This window comes from Trabulsiella odontotermitis (assembly GCF_001297775.1).
GTDB classification, from domain to species: domain Bacteria; phylum Pseudomonadota; class Gammaproteobacteria; order Enterobacterales; family Enterobacteriaceae; genus Trabulsiella; species Trabulsiella odontotermitis.
In genome coordinates this window covers 116,351-134,234 of sequence record NZ_LIFX01000002.1, presented here as the reverse complement: position 1 = coordinate 134,234, position 17,884 = coordinate 116,351, and the positions used below count along the sequence as shown (strand labels likewise).

Sequence of the window (17,884 nt, the reverse complement as noted above, 5' to 3'; positions counted from 1 at the left end):
GGTGTGCCGGTTCCCCTTCTCTCTGTGCTACTATGTGCCAGTATTCAGTTGCGGACTCTCCGCGTCTTCTCCGTTATCTTTCTGTGTTGAGATGGTGATATGACTTCTCGTATTTTGACTTCCGAGGTCATCGGTATTGACGCCTTAGTGGATAATCACGCCACGATACTGGCACAGGCTGAAGGCGGCGCCATTGCGGTTTTCGCCAATAACGCCCCCGCGTTTTATGCGCTGACGCCTGAACGTCTGGCGCAGTTGCTGGCGCTGGAAGAAAAGTTGTCGCGCCCCGGTAGCGATGTCACGCTGGATGCGCAGTTGTTTGCCGACCCCGCGCCGGTGCCGGTTGCCGTGCCGATGGGGAAATTCGCCATGTATCCCGACTGGCGTCCTGATGACGATTTTCCGCGTCTCGCCGCACTGTGGGGCATTGCGCTGAGCGCCCCGGCGACGCCGGAAGAGCTGGCGTCGTTCATCACCTACTGGCAGGCGGAAGGAAAAGTGTTCCACCACGTGCAATGGCAGCAAAAGCTGGCCCGCAGCATTCAGACAGGCCGCGCCAGCAGCGGTGGACAACCGCCCCGCGATAACAGCATGATGTCAGAGCCGGATAAATCGATTCCGTTTGGATTCAGGGGAGCAAAATGAAAAACCTTGGCGACTTAATGAAACGCCTGCAAAAGGTGATGCCCGCGCATATTGAACCCGCGTTTAAAACCGGGGAAGAACTGCTCGCCTGGCAGAAAGCGCAGGGGGAAATTCGCTCAGCGGCCATCGCCCGTGAAAACCGGGCGATGAAAATGCAGCGCACGTTTAACCGCTCGGGTATTCGCCCGCTGCATCAGAACTGCTCCTTTGATAACTACACGGTGGAATGCCAGGGACAACTGGATGCGCTCAATCTGGCGCGCCAGTATGTCGAAGAATTTAACGACAGCATCTCCAGCTTTATCTTTTCCGGCAAACCCGGCACCGGCAAAAATCATCTTGCGGCGGCCATCTGTAACGAGCTGCTGCTGCGGGGCAAATCGGTGCTGATCATCACTGTGGCCGATATCATGTCCGCCATGAAAGGCACCTTTGGCAATCGCGATGTCAGCGAAGAGCAGTTGTTGAGCGATCTCAGCAATGTGGATTTGCTGGTGATCGACGAGATCGGCATGCAGAACGAATCCCGTTATGAGCAGGTGATCATCAACCAGATCGTCGATCGTCGCTCCTCCTCCAAACGCCCTACCGGCATGCTGAGCAACCATAATTCACAGGAAATGACCCGCCTGTTAGGTGAGCGCGTGATGGACCGCATGCGCCTCGGCAACAGCCTGTTCGTCACCTTCGACTGGCCGAGTTTCCGCCCGCGCGTCACCGGTAAAGAGTATTAATAACAACGCGTCTGAGCCTCACCGTGCTCAGACGTGCCTCCCCTTTTCCCATCCCGCCGGGTGTGAGCCCGATCAAAAAAGATCTTTTCTAAACCAATTCTGAACCACAGCACAATTCGATGACAGTAAAATTGCACTAAGGTGACGGTACAATTAAAGTGTGACTCGGAAAATTGTGCTGACTGGCCAGCGTGCGGCTGGCGCTATTGAGGGTGCGTTGTGTCAGAGTTGCTATCCATCGCTCTTTTTCTTGCTTCTGCGGGCATTTATGCCTGGAAAGCGGGTCGTAACCGCTGGTGGTTTGCCGCCACCCTGACCGTGCTCGGTCTGTTCATCGTGCTCAATATCACGCTGTATGCCAGCGATTATTTTACCGGCGACGGCATTAACGACGCTGTGCTCTACACCCTCACCAACAGCCTGACCGGCGCGGGTATCAGCAAATATATCCTTCCGGGTGCCGGGCTGATTGTGGCGCTGGTGCTGGTTTTTGGCGCGCTGGGCTGGCTTTTACGCCGCCGCCAACATCTTCCTCACCATTTTGGTTACAGCCTGGCGGCGCTGCTACTGGCGCTGGCTTCCGTTGATGCCAGCCCGGCGTTTCATCAGCTCAGCGAGCTGGTGAAGTCGCAGTCCCGCGATGGCGACCCGGACTTTGCCGCGTACTACAAAGAGCCGTCGAAAACGATCCCCAATCCAAAACTGAACCTGGTGTACATCTACGGCGAAAGCCTTGAGCGCACCTATTTCGACAACACGGCTTTCCCGGATCTGGCGCCGGAGCTGAATAAACAGAAAGACGACAGCATCGATTTCAGCCATACCACCCAGTTGCCGGGCACGGATTACACCATCGCAGGCATGGTGGCGTCGCAGTGCGGCATTCCTCTGTTTGCGCCGTTCGAAGGTAACGCCTCGGCCTCCGTCTCCAGCTTTTTCCCGCAGAATATCTGCCTTGGCGATATCCTGAAAAATTCCGGCTATGAAAACTACTTCGTGCAGGGCGCCAACCTGCGTTTCGCGGGCAAGGACGTATTCCTGAAGTCCCACGGTTTCGACAACCTGTACGGCGCGGAAGAGCTGAAAACCGTGGTCGATGACCCGAACTATCGCAACGACTGGGGTTTTTACGACGATACCGTGCTGGATGAAACCTGGAAGAAATTCGAGGAACTTTCCCGTTCGGGCAAGCGTTTTTCGCTGTTCGCGTTGACGGTGGATACTCACCACCCGGACGGTTTTATCTCGCGCACCTGCCAGCGCAAACGCTACGACATCAACGGCAAAGCTAACCAGTCGTTCAGCGCCGTCAGTTGCAGTCAGGAGCACGTCGCCGCGCTGATCAGCAAGATCAAAGCGTCGCCGTGGTTCAAAAATACGGTGATTGTGGTGTCATCGGATCATCTGGCGATGAAAAATACCGCCTGGGATCAGCTCAACAAGCAGGATCGCAATAATCTGTTTTTCATCATTCGTGGCGATCAGCCGCAACAGGAAGTAGTGGGCACTAAGCGCAGCACCATGGATAACGGCGCGACGGTGCTGGATATCCTCGGCGGCGATAACTTTATCGGCCTCGGGCGCAGCAGCCTGTCCGGCCAGTCGCTGTCTGAAGTGTTCCTGAACATGAAAGAGAAAGTGCTGGCGTGGAAGCCGGACATCATCCGCCTGTGGAATTTCCCGAAAGAGATGAAAGATTTCACCATCGACACGGATAAAGGGATGATCGCCTTCTCCGGCACCCATTTCCGCCTGCCGCTATTGCTGCGCGTCTCCGATTCCCGCGTTGAGCCGCTGCCGGAAAGCGAATATTCCGCCCCGCTGCGCTACCAGCTGGCGGATTTCGCCCCACGCGATAACTTCGTCTGGATCGATCGCTGCTACAAGATGGGCCAGCTGTGGGCGTCGGAGATGGCGCTCTCGACCGACTGGTGCGTCTCGCAGGGGCAACTGGGCGGCGAGCAGAAAGTCCAGCATGTCGACAAAGCGCAGTGGAAAGGCAAAACCGCGTTTAAAGATACGGTTATCGACATGACGCGCTACAAAGGTAACGTGGATACGCTGAAAATCGTCGACGACAACATTCGCTACAAAGCCGACAGCTTTATCTTCAACGTGGCGGGCGCCCCCGAAGAGGTGAAACAGTTCAGCGGTATTTCACGCCCGGAACTGTGGGGCCGCTGGTCTAACGCGCAGCTCGGTGACGACGTGAAAATTGAATACAACGCGCCGTTGCCGGAAAAATTCGACCTGGTGATCACCGCGAAAGCCTTCGGGCCGAACGCCAACAAACCGATTCCGGTACGCGTCGGTGATAGCGAGCAGTTACTCACACTCAGCAACACGCTCACCACCACCACACTGCATTTTGAAAACCCGTCGCGCAGCAACCTGCTGCAGATTGTGCCGCCGGATCCGCAATCCACCAACGAGGGCAATATCCTCGGCCATTCGCCGCGCAAGCTGGGGATCGGTATGGTGGAAATTAAAGTGGTGAAAACCGAAGGGTAAAACCGGGGGAGCAAACGCTCCCCTTTTTTATATCAGCGCCGCCCGCATTTCATACTGACTGATCGGCATCGTCATGTATCCCGCCGAAGCAAACAGCGTGGCAAACGACTCAGGCACCGACACCACCGTCGCCAGCGCCGGGAATTGCTGATTCAACGCCCGCAACATCTCGCGCCCCTGCCCGCGCTGACGCCATTCCGGGGCGACATAAATCATCCGCAACTGCGGTTTATCCGCCAGAAATGAGACCACCGCACAGGCCTGCTGATGCACAAACGCGCGGCACGGCAGAGTGATAAACGTCGCCGGATCCATCAACCACGGCAATCTTTCTTTCGATGCCGACATCAACGTACGCACCAGCGGCATTACCTCGGTTTCCTTCAGAGACCGCGCAGTAACCTGACCCGGCTGCATCCCCTGATAACCAAACAACCCTTGCGTTATAGTGAAGCCGAGCGATTTGTACAGCGCCACGCCGGGTTGATTATCACTGATCACCTCCAGCCACATCTCCTGCACGCCCTCGTTACTCAGCGCTGCCATCAGTGGCGCCAGCAGTTTTTTGCCAAACCCTTTGCCGCGGTACGCCGGACGAATGGCAAACGCCGCCAGCCGCGCCGACTGCCCGCGTCGGGTGATGATCGCCACAGCAACGTGATTATCGCCGTCCATCCAGACGCAGGAATCCACCAGACTGAGCCCTTCCGAGCCAAAGCGCTGAGCAAACACCGGAACCGGTAATGAAAAAGGAATGCTGTAGCCTTCGAAGCAGTCGCCAAGCATGGCGGTAAGCTGTTCGCAGCTAAAACGGATCGCCGGGACGGCGGTAACTGGCATAGAATTCTCCTTAATTCAACAAGGACAGGCTTACACGATGAAAACTAACACCTTTCAGGAAGCGATACTGTTTCGTCGTACGCAAAACGATGATGTCCCCGCGCTTCCCGTGATTGAGCGGTCGGCGGCGCAAACGTTTTTAACCATTCCGTCGCTGGCCTGGCTGGCACAGGACGACATTGTGGACGCGGCAACGCATCGCCAGTTTGCAGAGCACGGTCAAAGCTGGGTAGCCATCCATCAGCAACAGCCAATCGGTTTTTTACTGACGGAGCCGCTGGATGACGCGTTGTATATCGCCGAATTTTCATTGCATCAGGCGTGGCAGGGGAAAGGCATTGGCCGTCGCTTTCTGCACTTCATCAGCGACCACGCCCGTGACACGGGTTATCCGGCGTTAACGCTGACCACTTTTCGCGAGGTGCCGTGGAATGCGCCATTCTATGCGAAGCTGGGCTTTGAGATTATCGATGATGCGGCATTACCGCCAGGGCTGGCGGCAAAACGCGAAAACGAAACGGCGCATGGGATACCGCGAGAATTGCGGTGCGCCATGCGCCGTAATGTGTAGACCCGGCGGGCAAATGCCGCCGGGCATCGGTCAGTCAATCAGAAGGATTCCCAGCTGTCGCCGTTGTCCGTCACTGCCACTTTTTTCAGTTGCGCCGGTGCCGGAAGCGATTTCGCGGGTGTCGTCTGTTTCGCCTGCTGCTGAATACGGAACACCGCGACGGCCTGCGTCAGACGGCTTGCCTGCTCTTCCAGCGCGGCAGCCGCAGCAGCGGATTCTTCCACCAGCGAGGCGTTCTGCTGCGTCACGCGATCCATCTCAGCCACGGCCAGACCCACCTGGTCAATGCCTCGGCTCTGCTCGTCGGACGCGGAGGCGATTTCGCCCATGATATCAGTCACGCGGGTCACCGCATTGACGATCTCATCCATGGTTTCACCGGCGCTTTCGACCAGCGTAGAACCCACATCCACACGACTGACGGAGTCTTCAATCAGGCTCTTAATCTCACGCGCCGCCTGCGCACTGCGCTGCGCGAGGTTACGAACTTCACCGGCCACCACCGCAAAACCACGCCCCTGCTCACCGGCACGCGCTGCTTCAACTGCCGCGTTAAGCGCCAGAATGTTGGTCTGGAAGGCGATGCCGTCGATGACGCTGATAATGTCAGCAATTTTCTGTGAGCTGCCAGCGATGTCGCGCATGGTCTGCACCACGTTATCCACCACTTTGCCGCCCTTCTGCGCCGTTTCGGACGCGCTCAGCGCCAGATTGCTGGCCTGACGCGCATTCTCGGCGTTCTGCTTCACGGTTGCCGTCAGTTGTTCCATGCTCGCGGCAGTTTCTTCCAGAGACGCGGCCTGCTCTTCCGTACGTGAAGAGAGATCGTTGTTGCCCATGGAGATTTCGCTGGCGCCGCTGTAGATAGCATCTGCACCGTGACGCACTTCACCCACGGTGCGTACCAGTTCACTCTGCATATGACGCAGAGAATCCGCCAGTTGCCCCATTTCGTTGGTGCCTTCCACATCGATGGGTTTCACCAGATCGCCGCTGGCGATATGACGAATGCTGCCGATCAGACGGTTCAGCGGCCCCAACAGCGTTTTATGAATACCCAGCCAGACCGCAATGATCACCACCATAACGACGATCAGCACGCTAATCAGCACCCAGATGGCCTGCGAATAAGAGTTACTGCTGTCGTTAACCGCAATTTCATACAACTGATCGTTCTGCGTCAGGTAATTAACGTACTGTTTCTCAAAACCGTCCTGGTAGCCCTGGGTTGGCTGATCGAAAAACTCGTTGATTTTACCTGCACCCAACAGCTGGATCAGCTCCGCCAGCGCGCCATGGTAGATATCATAATTACGTTTGATTTCCAGTGCAGCGGCTTCGCTTTGCCGTGGATCGCGCGGCAGCGCTTCATATTCAGTCCAGCGTTTTTCCGCTTCCACCAGAGATTTCGAGGCGATCTGCATCAGATCCTTGACGGTCGCGCCGCTGCCGATATTGCTCTGATCCATCATGTAACGGATGCCCGCGCGGTTCAGCGTGTTACGGGTCTGCAGCAATGCCACCCAGCTGGCGTTCAGCGTAGACTGCTGCTGGCGGATGGTCTGCAATACGGTGAAGTTCTCTTTGTCATGCTTGAGCGCGTTAAAGAACAGCCCGCCTGACGTCAGTTGCAAAAGTCCAAATAGCATAAGCACCAGTACGAGACTGGTGACAATCCTGATACGGTTTAACATGTTTTTCTCTTTCCTTTCGACAGATGACGGTATTTTCGGCCTGAGGAGGAAAAACTTTACGGGTATTCGTGCTGGAAATGCGGGGAAGGAAAAGACGGTCGCCTCTCTCCCGCTGGCGGAAAGAGACGATCGCGAAGGTCAGGCAGGGTATTCGCTCCAGGTTAACTGAAAATGCGGACCGTCTTTTAGGGTTTTCCAGTCACCGCCCCATTCAATGCTGTGCCCGAGGCTTTTCGCCGCCTGCTTAAAGGCGTTGGAAATAAGCTCATAATCGGCGAAATCCCAGGAGCCTGCTGGCGTCGGATAAGCGAAAACATCAATCGCATGTCCAGTCAGATGACGGCTGTTCATCGTTTGCGATTTACCGGTTTTTACCATCTCTTTCTGTTTTTCGATAGTGCGCAGACCTTCGGTAATACCGAAATCAATCAATGTCAGATCCAGCGCTTTCTGGCAAATAGCGACCAGATCCGGATGCACACCCTGCAGATTTTTCACACTGCGAGTACTAAATTTAAAGCTTTGCATAATAACCTCAATAACTTATTTGCGTTTCAGCAGATCAAAAATGGATGTTGTCTTTTCAGGTTTTTCACAGAAAAAACTCAAAAGACGGACGGACACCACGGCACCAATTAACGCACCGATGGTATCGGGAACCTCCAGGGTAATTTTCAGAAAGTCCTGAAGCAGGACGCCTACTAGTCCAGCGACAAAATGGGCTGATAATACGCCGACAATAAAAGACGCAGTAAATAACGCCAGACGTGCTTTAGTATTGAAATCTTTTGCCGTCACGGTAAAAACAATACTTCCGGCAAGCGCCGCCATAATAATGTGCGGGCTTTTAAAGGTCGTAACCTCAGTCTGCATAACATATTTCTCCACCAGCGATAAAGCCGCCAGTACTCTCTCTTCACTGACCATAAACCACCTCAAAAAAAGAAATAAATCGAAGAACCTTTTGCTTAAGGAAATTCTAAAATCGGGCAAGAATACAGATTGAGCAAAAAACAAACACAGTTAACTTTTTTCGATCTATTTCCTGAAAGTGAAAAAAGCATTAACTGTGATTAATAACAAAGATGGTGGCAGCCTCAAATATCTGGTCGCAGGCAATGCCGGAGCCTATTGCGAGGTGTACGAGCCGAATCATACAGCACTGCAAGCCAATCTAAAGGCAGGCAATTTCGATTATGTCATTGAGTACTTCTACTTCAGTAATCGCACAAAGAACCCCAACGTTGCCTTTAAGCTGGACTGACCCGATTAACAACACCGATCCCAGTGGTCATGGGTTGATTACCTGGCTGATACCCACTGTGCTCAGTGTGGGTATCCGGCGTGGCGGCTGCAGTGGGTACAGCAGAAGCCGTCGCTCCAAAAATTCGCAACAAACTGCGCGGGTTGTCTCGCAAAGCTAACAGAACCGCACTCAACGAGAGTAGCGGCGAAATCAATGTTAATTACAGCGAAACGCTACTCGAAGGCGGAAATTCAGTCGCACAAGCCAGCACGAGTGAAATGGGGGCATCAGGAGGCAGTTCACTGGAGTTTCACGAATTACCTCGCGTCGCCTATGGTCGGCATATGGCCTTCAAGCGAAGTATCGCCGGAGCCGATAAACTGATGGATGAATTATTGCCTTTATCAGGTCTTAATAACCCGAAACTATAATTAACCAATAATACATTTAGCCGGAAATGGTTACCCGTGCGTACTCATTTCCGCAAAATTTCCTGCTGAGCTTGTATATCCTCATAGCGTCTTTCCCTACCACGATAATCCTTAACAACAACCACTAACGAGACCAGGACTGATAGTCATCAGCCATCCCGTTATGTTTCTCAATAAATATTCACGTTCTTCATAGGGTTATGTGAAACAGCCATTCCAGCGCTATTCTTTTTCATGAAGTCACTCACAAACACATCGTTAAGTATTGTTGTTAAATAAAGGAGCAGTAATACTTACGTTATTATAAATAATTTGATCTTTTTCAATAGCTTACATGAAGCATAGTGATAGATACTTAAAAATCGATCATAATCAACAGCTTATGCTACAATTTCCTTGCCGTCCCAATAATAATTACTGGATATAGAAAACGATGATTTCAATTTCAGAATATTATGAAACAAGCGCAATATCTCTCGCCAAACACAAGAAGATATTTATTAACAATCGATATTTTGGCCTGTTTCTGGACATGTCAGGCCACGATCTAGACAGGGACGTTCTGGCGTTTATTTTCAAATTAGAAAATAGCCAGATTGTCTCCATCCCGGCCTATGATCATAGACTCAACTTTGTCTATGAGTTTGAGAACGGGCAGAAGAGTTACCTGAACCCTCTCCTGCACTGTTTGTTTGTTAGCGACTGATGTGAAGCCGCGCATTAAATGAAGGCGTTGAGTATGCCTTTGACTTTCTCTTTCTCATTGGCATACTCAGGTTTGAGACAGTGATAAGCTCGGATTTTTAAATTCACATTTTTTAGCGGAATAATGTCAACGCCATCCACTCTAAACAAAGTCGCGAATTTTTCTGTCATGATGCAGCATCCTTTCCCCGAATGGATATTATACAGCATACTCAGAAATTCCCAGTTATGTTCGATGAATTCAATATTGCTGAATTTATCCGCCAGTAAATTTTTGAAGATTTCTTTTGAATAATGCACATTGGCATCTTTCCAGACGAACAATTTCATTGCGCTTTCTGGATCACGATCTTTTGGCGCCAGCAGCACTAAATTTCCGCTGAACCACTCATCGCGCTGTACCGAGTAGGACAACGAAATGTCGCGCAATGAAAAGATAATGCAGTTTGCGTTATAGCGAAGATTATTAATGTCCGCCGGGTCGACCACGCCTCTCTCACAACGCGCCTTCAGGCCAGAGGACTCAATGACCATCACGATATGTTTAAAGACCAGTTCCGGAAACGTCACGTCGAATAAAATCGTCAGTTCTTTCGCCATCTCTTTATTCTGAATCTCGTTTTCCAGATCCATAAGCTGCGTGTAAACAGAGCGAAATTTATTATAATATTCCCAGGCCAGTTCTGTGGGCTCTAACTCATTGTATTTTCTCTTAAACAGAATTCCACCGAGGTAATCTTCCAGCTCACATATCACTTTACTCAGTGGTGATCGCGTAATGCAGAGCGCTTCTGCTGCTTTCGCGAAATTTCTTAACTCCATCGTTACCATAAAATAACGCATTTTTTTCGACAGCAGATATCCCATAGGTCGCTCTTTAATTCGTGTTTGTATACTTAATACAATATAAGACACTGATTCACTTTCAACAATGTGCTAAAAAAGAGACAATCTTGTTCACTTTATGAAAAGTTACATAATTGATTAAAATCAAATACGGCTTTTCATGCCTAAGCCGATATATTAAAAATACGTGACACCTATCACAAAATAAACCACTGTTAAGATTTTACTCAACCGCTTATTCATAAACACAACCGCTTAAGGCGCCATACGACCACTGACCCTTTTCCCCACCGGTAGCCGCTGTTCTTTCTGGCAAGATCGCCTGTGCATTACCGTCACTACCTCCCCAACAACAAGTACTGATCCAATTTTCATTTATAAAAACCAGGTCTCACTATGGATACGAAAAAATTTCTTAAGCACGTACCCTGGGCCATCCTCGGGATCATCGGCGCTTTCTGTTTGTCCGTCGTGGCGCTACGCCGCGGTGAACACGTCAGCGCACTGTGGATAGTCGTCGCCTCGGTATCGGTTTATCTGGTGGCCTATCGCTACTACAGTCTGTACATCGCCCAGAGGGTGATGAAGCTCGACCCAACCCGCTCAACACCGGCGGTCATTAACAATGACGGCCTGAACTACGTGCCAACCAACCGTTACGTGCTGTTTGGTCACCACTTCGCGGCCATTGCCGGTGCTGGCCCACTGGTGGGTCCGGTGCTGGCGGCGCAGATGGGCTACCTGCCGGGTACGCTCTGGCTGCTGGCGGGCGTGGTGCTGGCGGGAGCGGTGCAGGACTTTATGGTGCTGTTTATCTCCTCGCGCCGTAACGGTTCGTCACTTGGCGAAATGGTCAAAGAAGAGATGGGTCGCATACCGGGCTCGATTGCCCTGTTCGGCTGCTTCCTGATCATGATAATCATCCTCGCGGTGCTGGCGCTGATTGTCGTGAAAGCGCTGGCGGAAAGTCCGTGGGGCGTGTTCACCGTCTGCTCGACCGTGCCGATTGCGCTGTTCATGGGCATTTACATGCGCTTTCTCCGCCCGGGCCGCGTGGGTGAAGTGTCGGTGATTGGTATTGTGCTGCTGGTCGCCTCCATCTGGTTTGGTGGCGTGATTGCGCACGACCCGTACTGGGGCCCGGCGCTGACCTTTAAAGACACCACCATCACCTTTGCGCTGGTGGGCTACGCCTTTATCTCCGCGCTGCTGCCGGTATGGCTGATTCTGGCGCCGCGTGACTATCTCGCCACCTTCCTGAAAATCGGCGTGATCGTCGGTCTGGCGCTCGGCATCGTGATCCTCAACCCGGATCTGAAAATGCCTGCGGTAACCCAGTACATCGACGGTACTGGTCCGCTGTGGAAAGGGGCTCTGTTCCCGTTCCTGTTTATCACTATCGCCTGTGGCGCCGTCTCTGGCTTCCACGCGCTGATCGCCTCCGGCACCACGCCAAAACTGCTGGCAAACGAAACCGACGCCCGCTTTATCGGTTACGGCGCCATGCTGATGGAATCCTTCGTCGCGATCATGGCGCTGGTGGCGGCATCGATCATCGAACCGGGTCTTTATTTTGCGATGAACACCCCGCCTGCGGGCCTTGGCATCACCATGCCAAACCTGCATGAAATGGGTGGTGACAACGCCGCAATGATTCTGGCACAGCTGAAAGACGTCAGTACCCATGCGGCCGCGACTGTCAGTTCCTGGGGCTTCGTGATCTCACCTGAGCAGATCATGCAGACTGCGAAGGACATTGGCGAACCGTCCGTCCTGAACCGTGCGGGTGGCGCACCGACACTGGCCGTGGGTATCGCTCACGTATTCCACAAAGTGCTGCCGATGGCGGACATGGGCTTCTGGTACCACTTCGGTATTCTGTTTGAAGCGCTGTTCATCCTGACCGCGCTGGACGCCGGTACCCGTGCGGGTCGCTTTATGCTGCAGGACTTACTCGGCAACTTCGTGCCGTTCCTGAAGAAAACCGACTCGCTGGTGGCTGGCGTGCTGGGCACCGCGGGCTGTGTTGGCCTGTGGGGTTACCTGCTGTATCAGGGCGTGGTCGATCCGCTGGGTGGCGTGAAGAGCCTGTGGCCGCTGTTCGGTATCTCTAACCAGATGCTGGCTGCCGTCGCGCTGGTGCTCGGCACCGTCGTCCTCGTGAAGATGAAACGCGCCAAATACGTCTGGGTCACCGTGCTACCGGCGCTGTGGCTGCTGCTCTGCACCTCCTGGGCGCTGGGTCTGAAACTGTTCAGCACCAACCCGTCGCTGGAAGGCTTCTTCTTCATGGCTAACCAGTACAAAGAGAAGATTGCTGCTGGCGGCGCAAACCTCACCGCGCAGGAAATTGCTAACATGAACCACATTGTGGTGAACAACTACACCAACGCGGGTCTGAGCATTCTGTTCCTGGTGGTGGTGTACAGCATCATCTTCTACGGTATCAAAACGTGGCTGAAAGCACGCGCTATCGACGCGCGTACTGATAAAGAGACGCCATACGTTCCGGTACCGGAAGGCGGCGTGAAGACCTCTTCACACCATTGATACGGTAATCGTCAGTCTCTGTAGGCCCGGTAAGCGTAGTGCCACCGGGCTTTTTCTTATCAGGATGGCAAAATGTTTGGTAACTTAGGTGAAGCCAAAAAATATCTCGGTCAGGCGGCAAAGATGCTGATTGGTATCCCGGATTACGACAACTATGTCGAGCACATGAAGACCAACCATCCGGACAAACCGTATATGACCTACACCGAATTCTTCCGCGAGCGTCAGGAAGCGCGCTACGGCGGGAGTGGAGAAGGCGGCGTACGCTGTTGCTAAAGGAGAGAACATGACACCTGTTGCAGTCACCCTGCTCACCGGCTTTCTCGGCGCGGGCAAAACCACGCTGTTGCGCCATATCCTCAACGAACAGCACGGCTACAAAATCGCTGTTATCGAAAACGAATTTGGTGAAGTGTCGGTGGACGATCAGCTCATCGGCGATCGCGCCACGCAGATCAAAACCCTGACCAACGGTTGCATCTGCTGCAGTCGCTCTAACGAACTGGAAGACGCGCTGCTGGATCTGCTCGACAGCCTCGATCGCGGCGACATCCACTTCGACAGGCTGGTGATTGAGTGCACCGGCATGGCCGATCCCGGCCCAATCATTCAGACCTTTTTCTCCCATGAAATCCTTTGCCAGCGCTACCTGCTGGACGGCGTGATCGCGCTGGTGGATGCCGTCCACGCCAATGAGCAAATGAATCAGTTCACGCTCGCGCAGTCGCAAATCGGCTATGCAGACCGCATTCTGTTGACCAAAACCGACGTCGCAGGCGACAGCGAAAAACTGCGTGAGCGCATTGCGCGCATTAACGCCCGCGCGCCAGTGTATACCGTGACACACGGCGATATCGACCTCGCACTGTTGTTCGATACCAACGGCTTTATGCTGGAAGAGAACGTCGTGCAACCGACGCCACGTTTCCACTTTATCGCTGACAAGCAAAACGACATCGCCTCCATCGTGGTCGAACTGGATTACCCGGTCGATATCAGCGACGTATCGCGAGTGATGGAAAATCTGCTGCTGTCGTTTGCCGATAAACTGCTGCGCTACAAAGGCATGCTGTGGATTGATGGCGAGCCAAACCGCCTGCTGTTTCAGGGCGTTCAGCGCCTGTACAGCGCCGACTGGGACCGCCCGTGGGGCGACGAAACACCGCACAGCACGCTGGTGTTTATCGGCGTCCAGTTGCCGGAAGACGAAATCCGCGCCGCCTTTGCCGGGCTGAAGAAGTAGGATGTGAGCACCGAAGCCGTCACTACAAAAATTCCCTGCGGCGCTCTATGCTTACCGGATGGATAAATTAGCTGAACTCAAACGCGCCCGGCGGCTGGCGCTGTCGCTGCTGCTGGTAGCGGCGGCGATTTTTGTCACGACGTTATTTCTGCCACCGGCCTGGTGGGTGAGCGCGCTCAAAGCGATGTCAGAAGCGGCTATGGTCGGCGCGCTGGCTGACTGGTTCGCGGTCGTCGCGCTGTTTCGTCGCATCCCTATTCCCTTTATCTCCCGCCATACGGCGATCATTCCCCGCAATAAGGACAGGATTGGCGACAATCTCGGCCGTTTCGTGCAGGAAGAGTTTCTCGATACGCAATCGCTGGTGACGCTGATCCAGCGCCACGAACCGGCGATGATGATCGGTACCTGGTTCAGCCAGCCGCAAAACGCGCAGAAAGTCGGGCATCATCTGATGACCGTAATGGGCGGTTTTCTCGAACTGACCGACGATGCGCGCATTCAGGGCCTGCTGAAACGCGCGGTGCATAAGGCGATCGACAAAGTGGATCTCACCGGCACCAGCGCCCTGATGCTCGAAAGCATGACCAAAGATAACCGCCATCAGACGCTGCTGGACGCGCTGATCGCCCAGTTGATGGTGTTGATCCACCGCGACAGCACGCGGCGTTTTATTGCGAAGCAGATTGTCCACTGGCTGCAAACTGAGCATCCGCTGAAAGCCAAAGTGTTACCCACCGAATGGCTTGGCGAGCACAGTGCCGAACTGGTCTCTGAAGCAGTGGATACGTTGCTGGATGAAGTGACCGTCGACAGCACGCACCAGATTCGCCAGGCGTTTGACCGCGCGGTACTGAGGCTTATCGAGTCGCTGAAAAGCGATCCGCAACTGGCGCAGCGCGCCGACGACATCAAGCGTTACCTGAAAAACGATGCGGCGTTTAACGGCTATCTCGGCGGACTGTGGGCTGATCTGCGTCGCTGGCTGAAGGATGATCTCAACACCGAAGACTCCCGCGTCCGGCAGCGCGTCGCCGAAGCCGGGCAATGGTTTGGCGAAACGCTGGTGGCGGATAGCGCACTGCGCACCTCGCTGAATGAGCACCTTGAGGAAGCTGCCCGCCGCGCCGCGCCGGACTTCGCCGCCTTCCTCACCCGCCACATCAGCGATACCGTTAAAAGCTGGGATGCCCGCGAGATGTCGCAGCAGATCGAACTCAACATCGGCAAAGATTTGCAGTTTATTCGCATTAACGGGACACTGGTCGGCGGCAGTATCGGGTTGATTCTCTGGCTGGTATCACAAATTCCTGCGCTGATCGCCATACCGGTCGGGTAAAAAAACCGCAACAGATCCCGCCCTGGCTGTTTTCCCCGCACAAGGAGTACGTTTTTTATGCAATGGATGTTGTCTTTTTTTCGTCGCCATGCCGCCACGCTGTTCTTTCCGATGGCGTTGATTATTTATGATTTTGCCGCTTATCTGACGACGGATTTAATCCAGCCAGGCATTATCAATGTGGTACGTGATTTTAACGCCGATGTCAGTCTCGCCCCGGCGTCTGTCAGCCTCTATCTGGCGGGCGGCATGGCGCTGCAATGGCTGCTCGGACCGCTCTCGGACAGGATTGGTCGCCGTCCGGTGCTCATCACCGGCGCGCTGATTTTTACCCTCGCCTGCACCGCCACGCTGTTTACCACCTCCATGGAGCAGTTTCTGGTGGCGCGGTTCGTGCAGGGCACCAGCATCTGCTTTATCGCCACCGTCGGCTACGTGACCATCCAGGAAGCGTTCGGTCAGACGAAGGGCATTAAGCTGATGGCGATCATCACCTCGATCGTGCTGATTGCGCCAGTCATCGGCCCGCTCTCCGGCGCGGCGCTGATGCATTTTATGCACTGGAAAGCGCTGTTCGGCATTATCGCTTTCCTCGGTTTTCTGGGCTGGCTCGGCCTGTTGCTGGCGATGCCGGAAACCGTGCAACGGGGCGTCGTACCGTTAAGCGTGAGCGGCGTGTTGCGCGATTTCCGCAATGTTTTTCGCAACCGGGTTTTCCAGCTTGGCGCGGCGGTGATCACCCTGAGTTACATTCCGATGATGACATGGGTGGCGGTGTCGCCGGTCATTCTGATCGACGCAGGCGGCATGACGACCGCAGAGTTCGCCTGGGCGCAGGTGCCGGTGTTCGGCGCGGTGATTGTCGCCAACATGGTGGTAGCGCGATTCGTGAAAGATCCCACCGAGCCGCGGTTCATCTGGCGGGCGATCCCCATCCAGCTGTTCGGTCTGTTGCTGCTCATCGCCGGCAATCTGCTGTGGCCGCACGTCTGGCTGTGGTCGGTCACCGGCACCAGCCTGTATGCATTCGGCATCGGGCTGATTTTCCCTACGCTGTTCCGCTTTACGCTCTTCTCAAACGATCTGCCGAAAGGCACGGTGTCCGCCTCACTGAATATCACTATTCTGAGCGGAATGGCATTGGCTGTTGAGGGCGCCCGCTGGCTGTGGTTTAACGGCGGACGGATCCCGTTCCATCTGCTGGCAGTAATCGCGGGGATTGCCGTGGTGTTTGCGCTGGCAGGATTGCTGCGACGCGTCCGGCAGCATAATGCGTCGCTTCCGGCGACGGAGAAATAAAAACAGGCCCCACAACGCGGGGCCATTTTTTTAAGCGATACGCCCGAATCCGGCATCCAGATCAGCAATCAGATCCTCCACTGCCTCCAGCCCGATGTGCACCCGAACCAGCGTGCCGGTGAAGTCTACTGCCCCCGCCGGACGGATCTCGTTCAGCTCTTCCGGCTGGTTTGCCAGAATCAGCGACTCAAAACCGCCCCAGGAATAGGCCATGTGGAACAACGTGAAGTTGTCGAGGAAATGCGCCAGTTGCTCGTCACTCAGGCGCTTTTTCAGCACAAAGGAAAACAACCCGGAACTGCCAGAGAAATCACGCTGAAAATATTCATGCCCTGGGCACTGCGCCAGCGCCGGGTGATTAACGCGCGCCACTTCCGGCCGGTTCATCAGCCAGCGAGCGATTTCGATGCTGCTCTCCTCGTGCTGCCTGAGGCGAATCGCCAGCGTACGCAGGCCACGGCTGCCGTTGTAAGCGGTGTCGGCATCCAGCGTCTGACCCATCAGGTAGGAGTTTTCCCGCAGACGATCCCAGCAGCGGGCATTGGATACCGCCGTGCCAAGCATCCCGTCCGAATGGCCGATGGTGTATTTGGTGCCTGCCTGAATCGAAATATCGACGCCAAAATCCAGCGCTTTAAAGAGCACGCCCGCCGCCCAGGTGTTGTCGATCATAATGACGATCTCCGGGTTAACCGCGCGGATCGCCTTCACCATCCCCGGTACGTCCTGGACTTCCATGGTGATCGAACTGGGCGATTCCAGAAACACCACTTTGGTATTGGGACGGATAAGATCGACAATGCCAGCACCGATCATCGGATCGTAGTACGTTGTTTCCACGTTAAACTTGCTGAGGATCTTCGTGCAAAAATCCTGCGTAGGTTCATACGCTGCACCGGTCACCAGGATATGATCGCCGCTCGCAACGAACGCCAGAATCGCATTGGTCACTGCCGCCGCGCCGCACGGATACAGCGCACATCCGACACCCCCTTCCAGTTCACTCATCGCTTTCTGGAAAGCAAAATGGGTATAAGTTCCGCGTCGCCCGTAAAACAGCTCACCGTTCGCCCGGTTGGCGGTCGCGAATTTCTTCTCTTTCACCGAATCGAACACCAGCGAAGAGGCGCGCTGGATCACCGGGTTAACCGCGCCCTGGGTGTAGCGTTTATCGCGCCCGGCGATCACTAACTGTGTTTCGAGTCTGAGGGAATCTTTCATAACGTCTCC

At 54.3% G+C, this 17,884-nt stretch carries 17 protein-coding genes; 11 read left to right on the top strand and 6 right to left on the bottom strand.

The annotated features are described in order from the left end of the window. Positions 1 to 99: 99 nt before the first annotated feature. The 3 genes from dnaT to opgB all read left to right on the top strand — a co-directional run bounded on the left by dnaT (position 100) and on the right by opgB (position 3,890). On the top strand, positions 100 to 645 hold the full coding sequence (gene dnaT / locus AOY23_RS02445; protein ID WP_054178261.1) for a primosomal protein DnaT: 546 nt from the start codon (positions 100 to 102) through the stop codon (positions 643 to 645). Further along, on the top strand, positions 642 to 1,379 hold the full coding sequence (dnaC, locus tag AOY23_RS02440) for a DNA replication protein DnaC (RefSeq protein ID WP_054178260.1): 738 nt from the start codon (positions 642 to 644) through the stop codon (positions 1,377 to 1,379). The genes dnaT and dnaC overlap by 4 nt, the downstream gene beginning before the upstream one ends. A gap of 219 nt (positions 1,380 to 1,598) precedes the next feature. Next, positions 1,599 to 3,890, top strand: coding sequence for a phosphatidylglycerol--membrane-oligosaccharide glycerophosphotransferase (opgB, locus tag AOY23_RS02435; RefSeq protein ID WP_054178259.1), 2,292 nt, complete (start codon positions 1,599 to 1,601; stop codon positions 3,888 to 3,890). 27 nt (positions 3,891 to 3,917) lie between these two features. On the opposite strand, the gene AOY23_RS02430 is transcribed toward opgB, so the two are convergent. Further along, positions 3,918 to 4,730, bottom strand: coding sequence for a GNAT family N-acetyltransferase (locus tag AOY23_RS02430; protein WP_054178258.1), 813 nt, complete (start codon positions 4,728 to 4,730; stop codon positions 3,918 to 3,920). Between the two features lie 37 nt (positions 4,731 to 4,767). On the opposite strand from AOY23_RS02430, the gene AOY23_RS02425 reads away from it, so the two are divergent. Further along, entirely contained in the window at positions 4,768 to 5,301 is a 534-nt protein-coding gene (locus tag AOY23_RS02425; protein ID WP_054178257.1) for a GNAT family N-acetyltransferase, read from the top strand. Positions 5,302 to 5,339: 38 nt separating this feature from the next. Here AOY23_RS02425 and tsr read toward each other — a convergent pair whose 3' ends face one another. The 3 genes from tsr to AOY23_RS02410 all read right to left on the bottom strand — a co-directional run bounded on the left by tsr (position 5,340) and on the right by AOY23_RS02410 (position 7,922). After that, positions 5,340 to 6,995, bottom strand: a complete 1,656-nt coding sequence (tsr, locus tag AOY23_RS02420; RefSeq protein WP_054178256.1) for a methyl-accepting chemotaxis protein — start codon at positions 6,993 to 6,995, stop codon at positions 5,340 to 5,342. Between the two features lie 138 nt (positions 6,996 to 7,133). After that, positions 7,134 to 7,526 carry a M15 family metallopeptidase gene (locus AOY23_RS02415; protein ID WP_200906030.1) on the bottom strand — a complete coding sequence of 131 codons (393 nt, stop codon included), beginning with the start codon at positions 7,524 to 7,526 and terminating at the stop codon, positions 7,134 to 7,136. Positions 7,527 to 7,538: 12 nt separating this feature from the next. Next, positions 7,539 to 7,922, bottom strand: a complete 384-nt coding sequence (locus tag AOY23_RS02410; protein WP_054178254.1) for a putative holin — start codon at positions 7,920 to 7,922, stop codon at positions 7,539 to 7,541. A gap of 124 nt (positions 7,923 to 8,046) precedes the next feature. Between AOY23_RS02410 and AOY23_RS02405 the strand changes: the two genes are divergently transcribed. Further along, positions 8,047 to 8,259, top strand: a complete 213-nt coding sequence (locus AOY23_RS02405; protein WP_054178253.1) for a hypothetical protein — start codon at positions 8,047 to 8,049, stop codon at positions 8,257 to 8,259. Positions 8,260 to 8,339: 80 nt separating this feature from the next. Beyond that, a complete protein-coding gene (locus AOY23_RS22460; protein WP_152958361.1) occupies positions 8,340 to 8,672 on the top strand; it encodes a hypothetical protein in 333 nt (110 codons plus the stop codon). A 720-nt stretch (positions 8,673 to 9,392) separates the two neighbouring features. Here AOY23_RS22460 and AOY23_RS02395 read toward each other — a convergent pair. After that, a complete protein-coding gene (locus tag AOY23_RS02395) occupies positions 9,393 to 10,244 on the bottom strand; it encodes a LysR family transcriptional regulator (RefSeq protein WP_054178251.1) in 852 nt (283 codons plus the stop codon). A gap of 375 nt (positions 10,245 to 10,619) precedes the next feature. Between AOY23_RS02395 and AOY23_RS02390 the strand changes: the two genes are divergently transcribed. The 5 genes from AOY23_RS02390 to mdtM all read left to right on the top strand — a co-directional run bounded on the left by AOY23_RS02390 (position 10,620) and on the right by mdtM (position 16,654). After that, entirely contained in the window at positions 10,620 to 12,773 is a 2,154-nt protein-coding gene (locus AOY23_RS02390) for a carbon starvation CstA family protein (protein ID WP_054178250.1), read from the top strand. A gap of 72 nt (positions 12,774 to 12,845) precedes the next feature. Then, positions 12,846 to 13,049 carry a YbdD/YjiX family protein gene (locus AOY23_RS02385; protein ID WP_003856610.1) on the top strand — a complete coding sequence of 68 codons (204 nt, stop codon included), beginning with the start codon at positions 12,846 to 12,848 and terminating at the stop codon, positions 13,047 to 13,049. A gap of 10 nt (positions 13,050 to 13,059) precedes the next feature. Beyond that, entirely contained in the window at positions 13,060 to 14,016 is a 957-nt protein-coding gene (gene yjiA, locus AOY23_RS02380) for a GTPase (RefSeq protein ID WP_054178249.1), read from the top strand. A 58-nt stretch (positions 14,017 to 14,074) separates the two neighbouring features. Then, positions 14,075 to 15,355, top strand: a complete 1,281-nt coding sequence (locus tag AOY23_RS02375) for a DUF445 domain-containing protein (protein ID WP_054178248.1) — start codon at positions 14,075 to 14,077, stop codon at positions 15,353 to 15,355. 66 nt (positions 15,356 to 15,421) lie between these two features. Next, the gene (gene mdtM, locus AOY23_RS02370) at positions 15,422 to 16,654 is read left to right on the top strand and encodes a multidrug efflux MFS transporter MdtM (protein ID WP_152958375.1); all 1,233 of its coding nucleotides are present in this window, start codon (positions 15,422 to 15,424) and stop codon (positions 16,652 to 16,654) included. Positions 16,655 to 16,684: 30 nt separating this feature from the next. On the opposite strand, the gene metC is transcribed toward mdtM, so the two are convergent. Beyond that, entirely contained in the window at positions 16,685 to 17,875 is a 1,191-nt protein-coding gene (gene metC, locus AOY23_RS02365; protein WP_054178246.1) for a cystathionine beta-lyase, read from the bottom strand. Positions 17,876 to 17,884 lie beyond the last annotated feature (9 nt).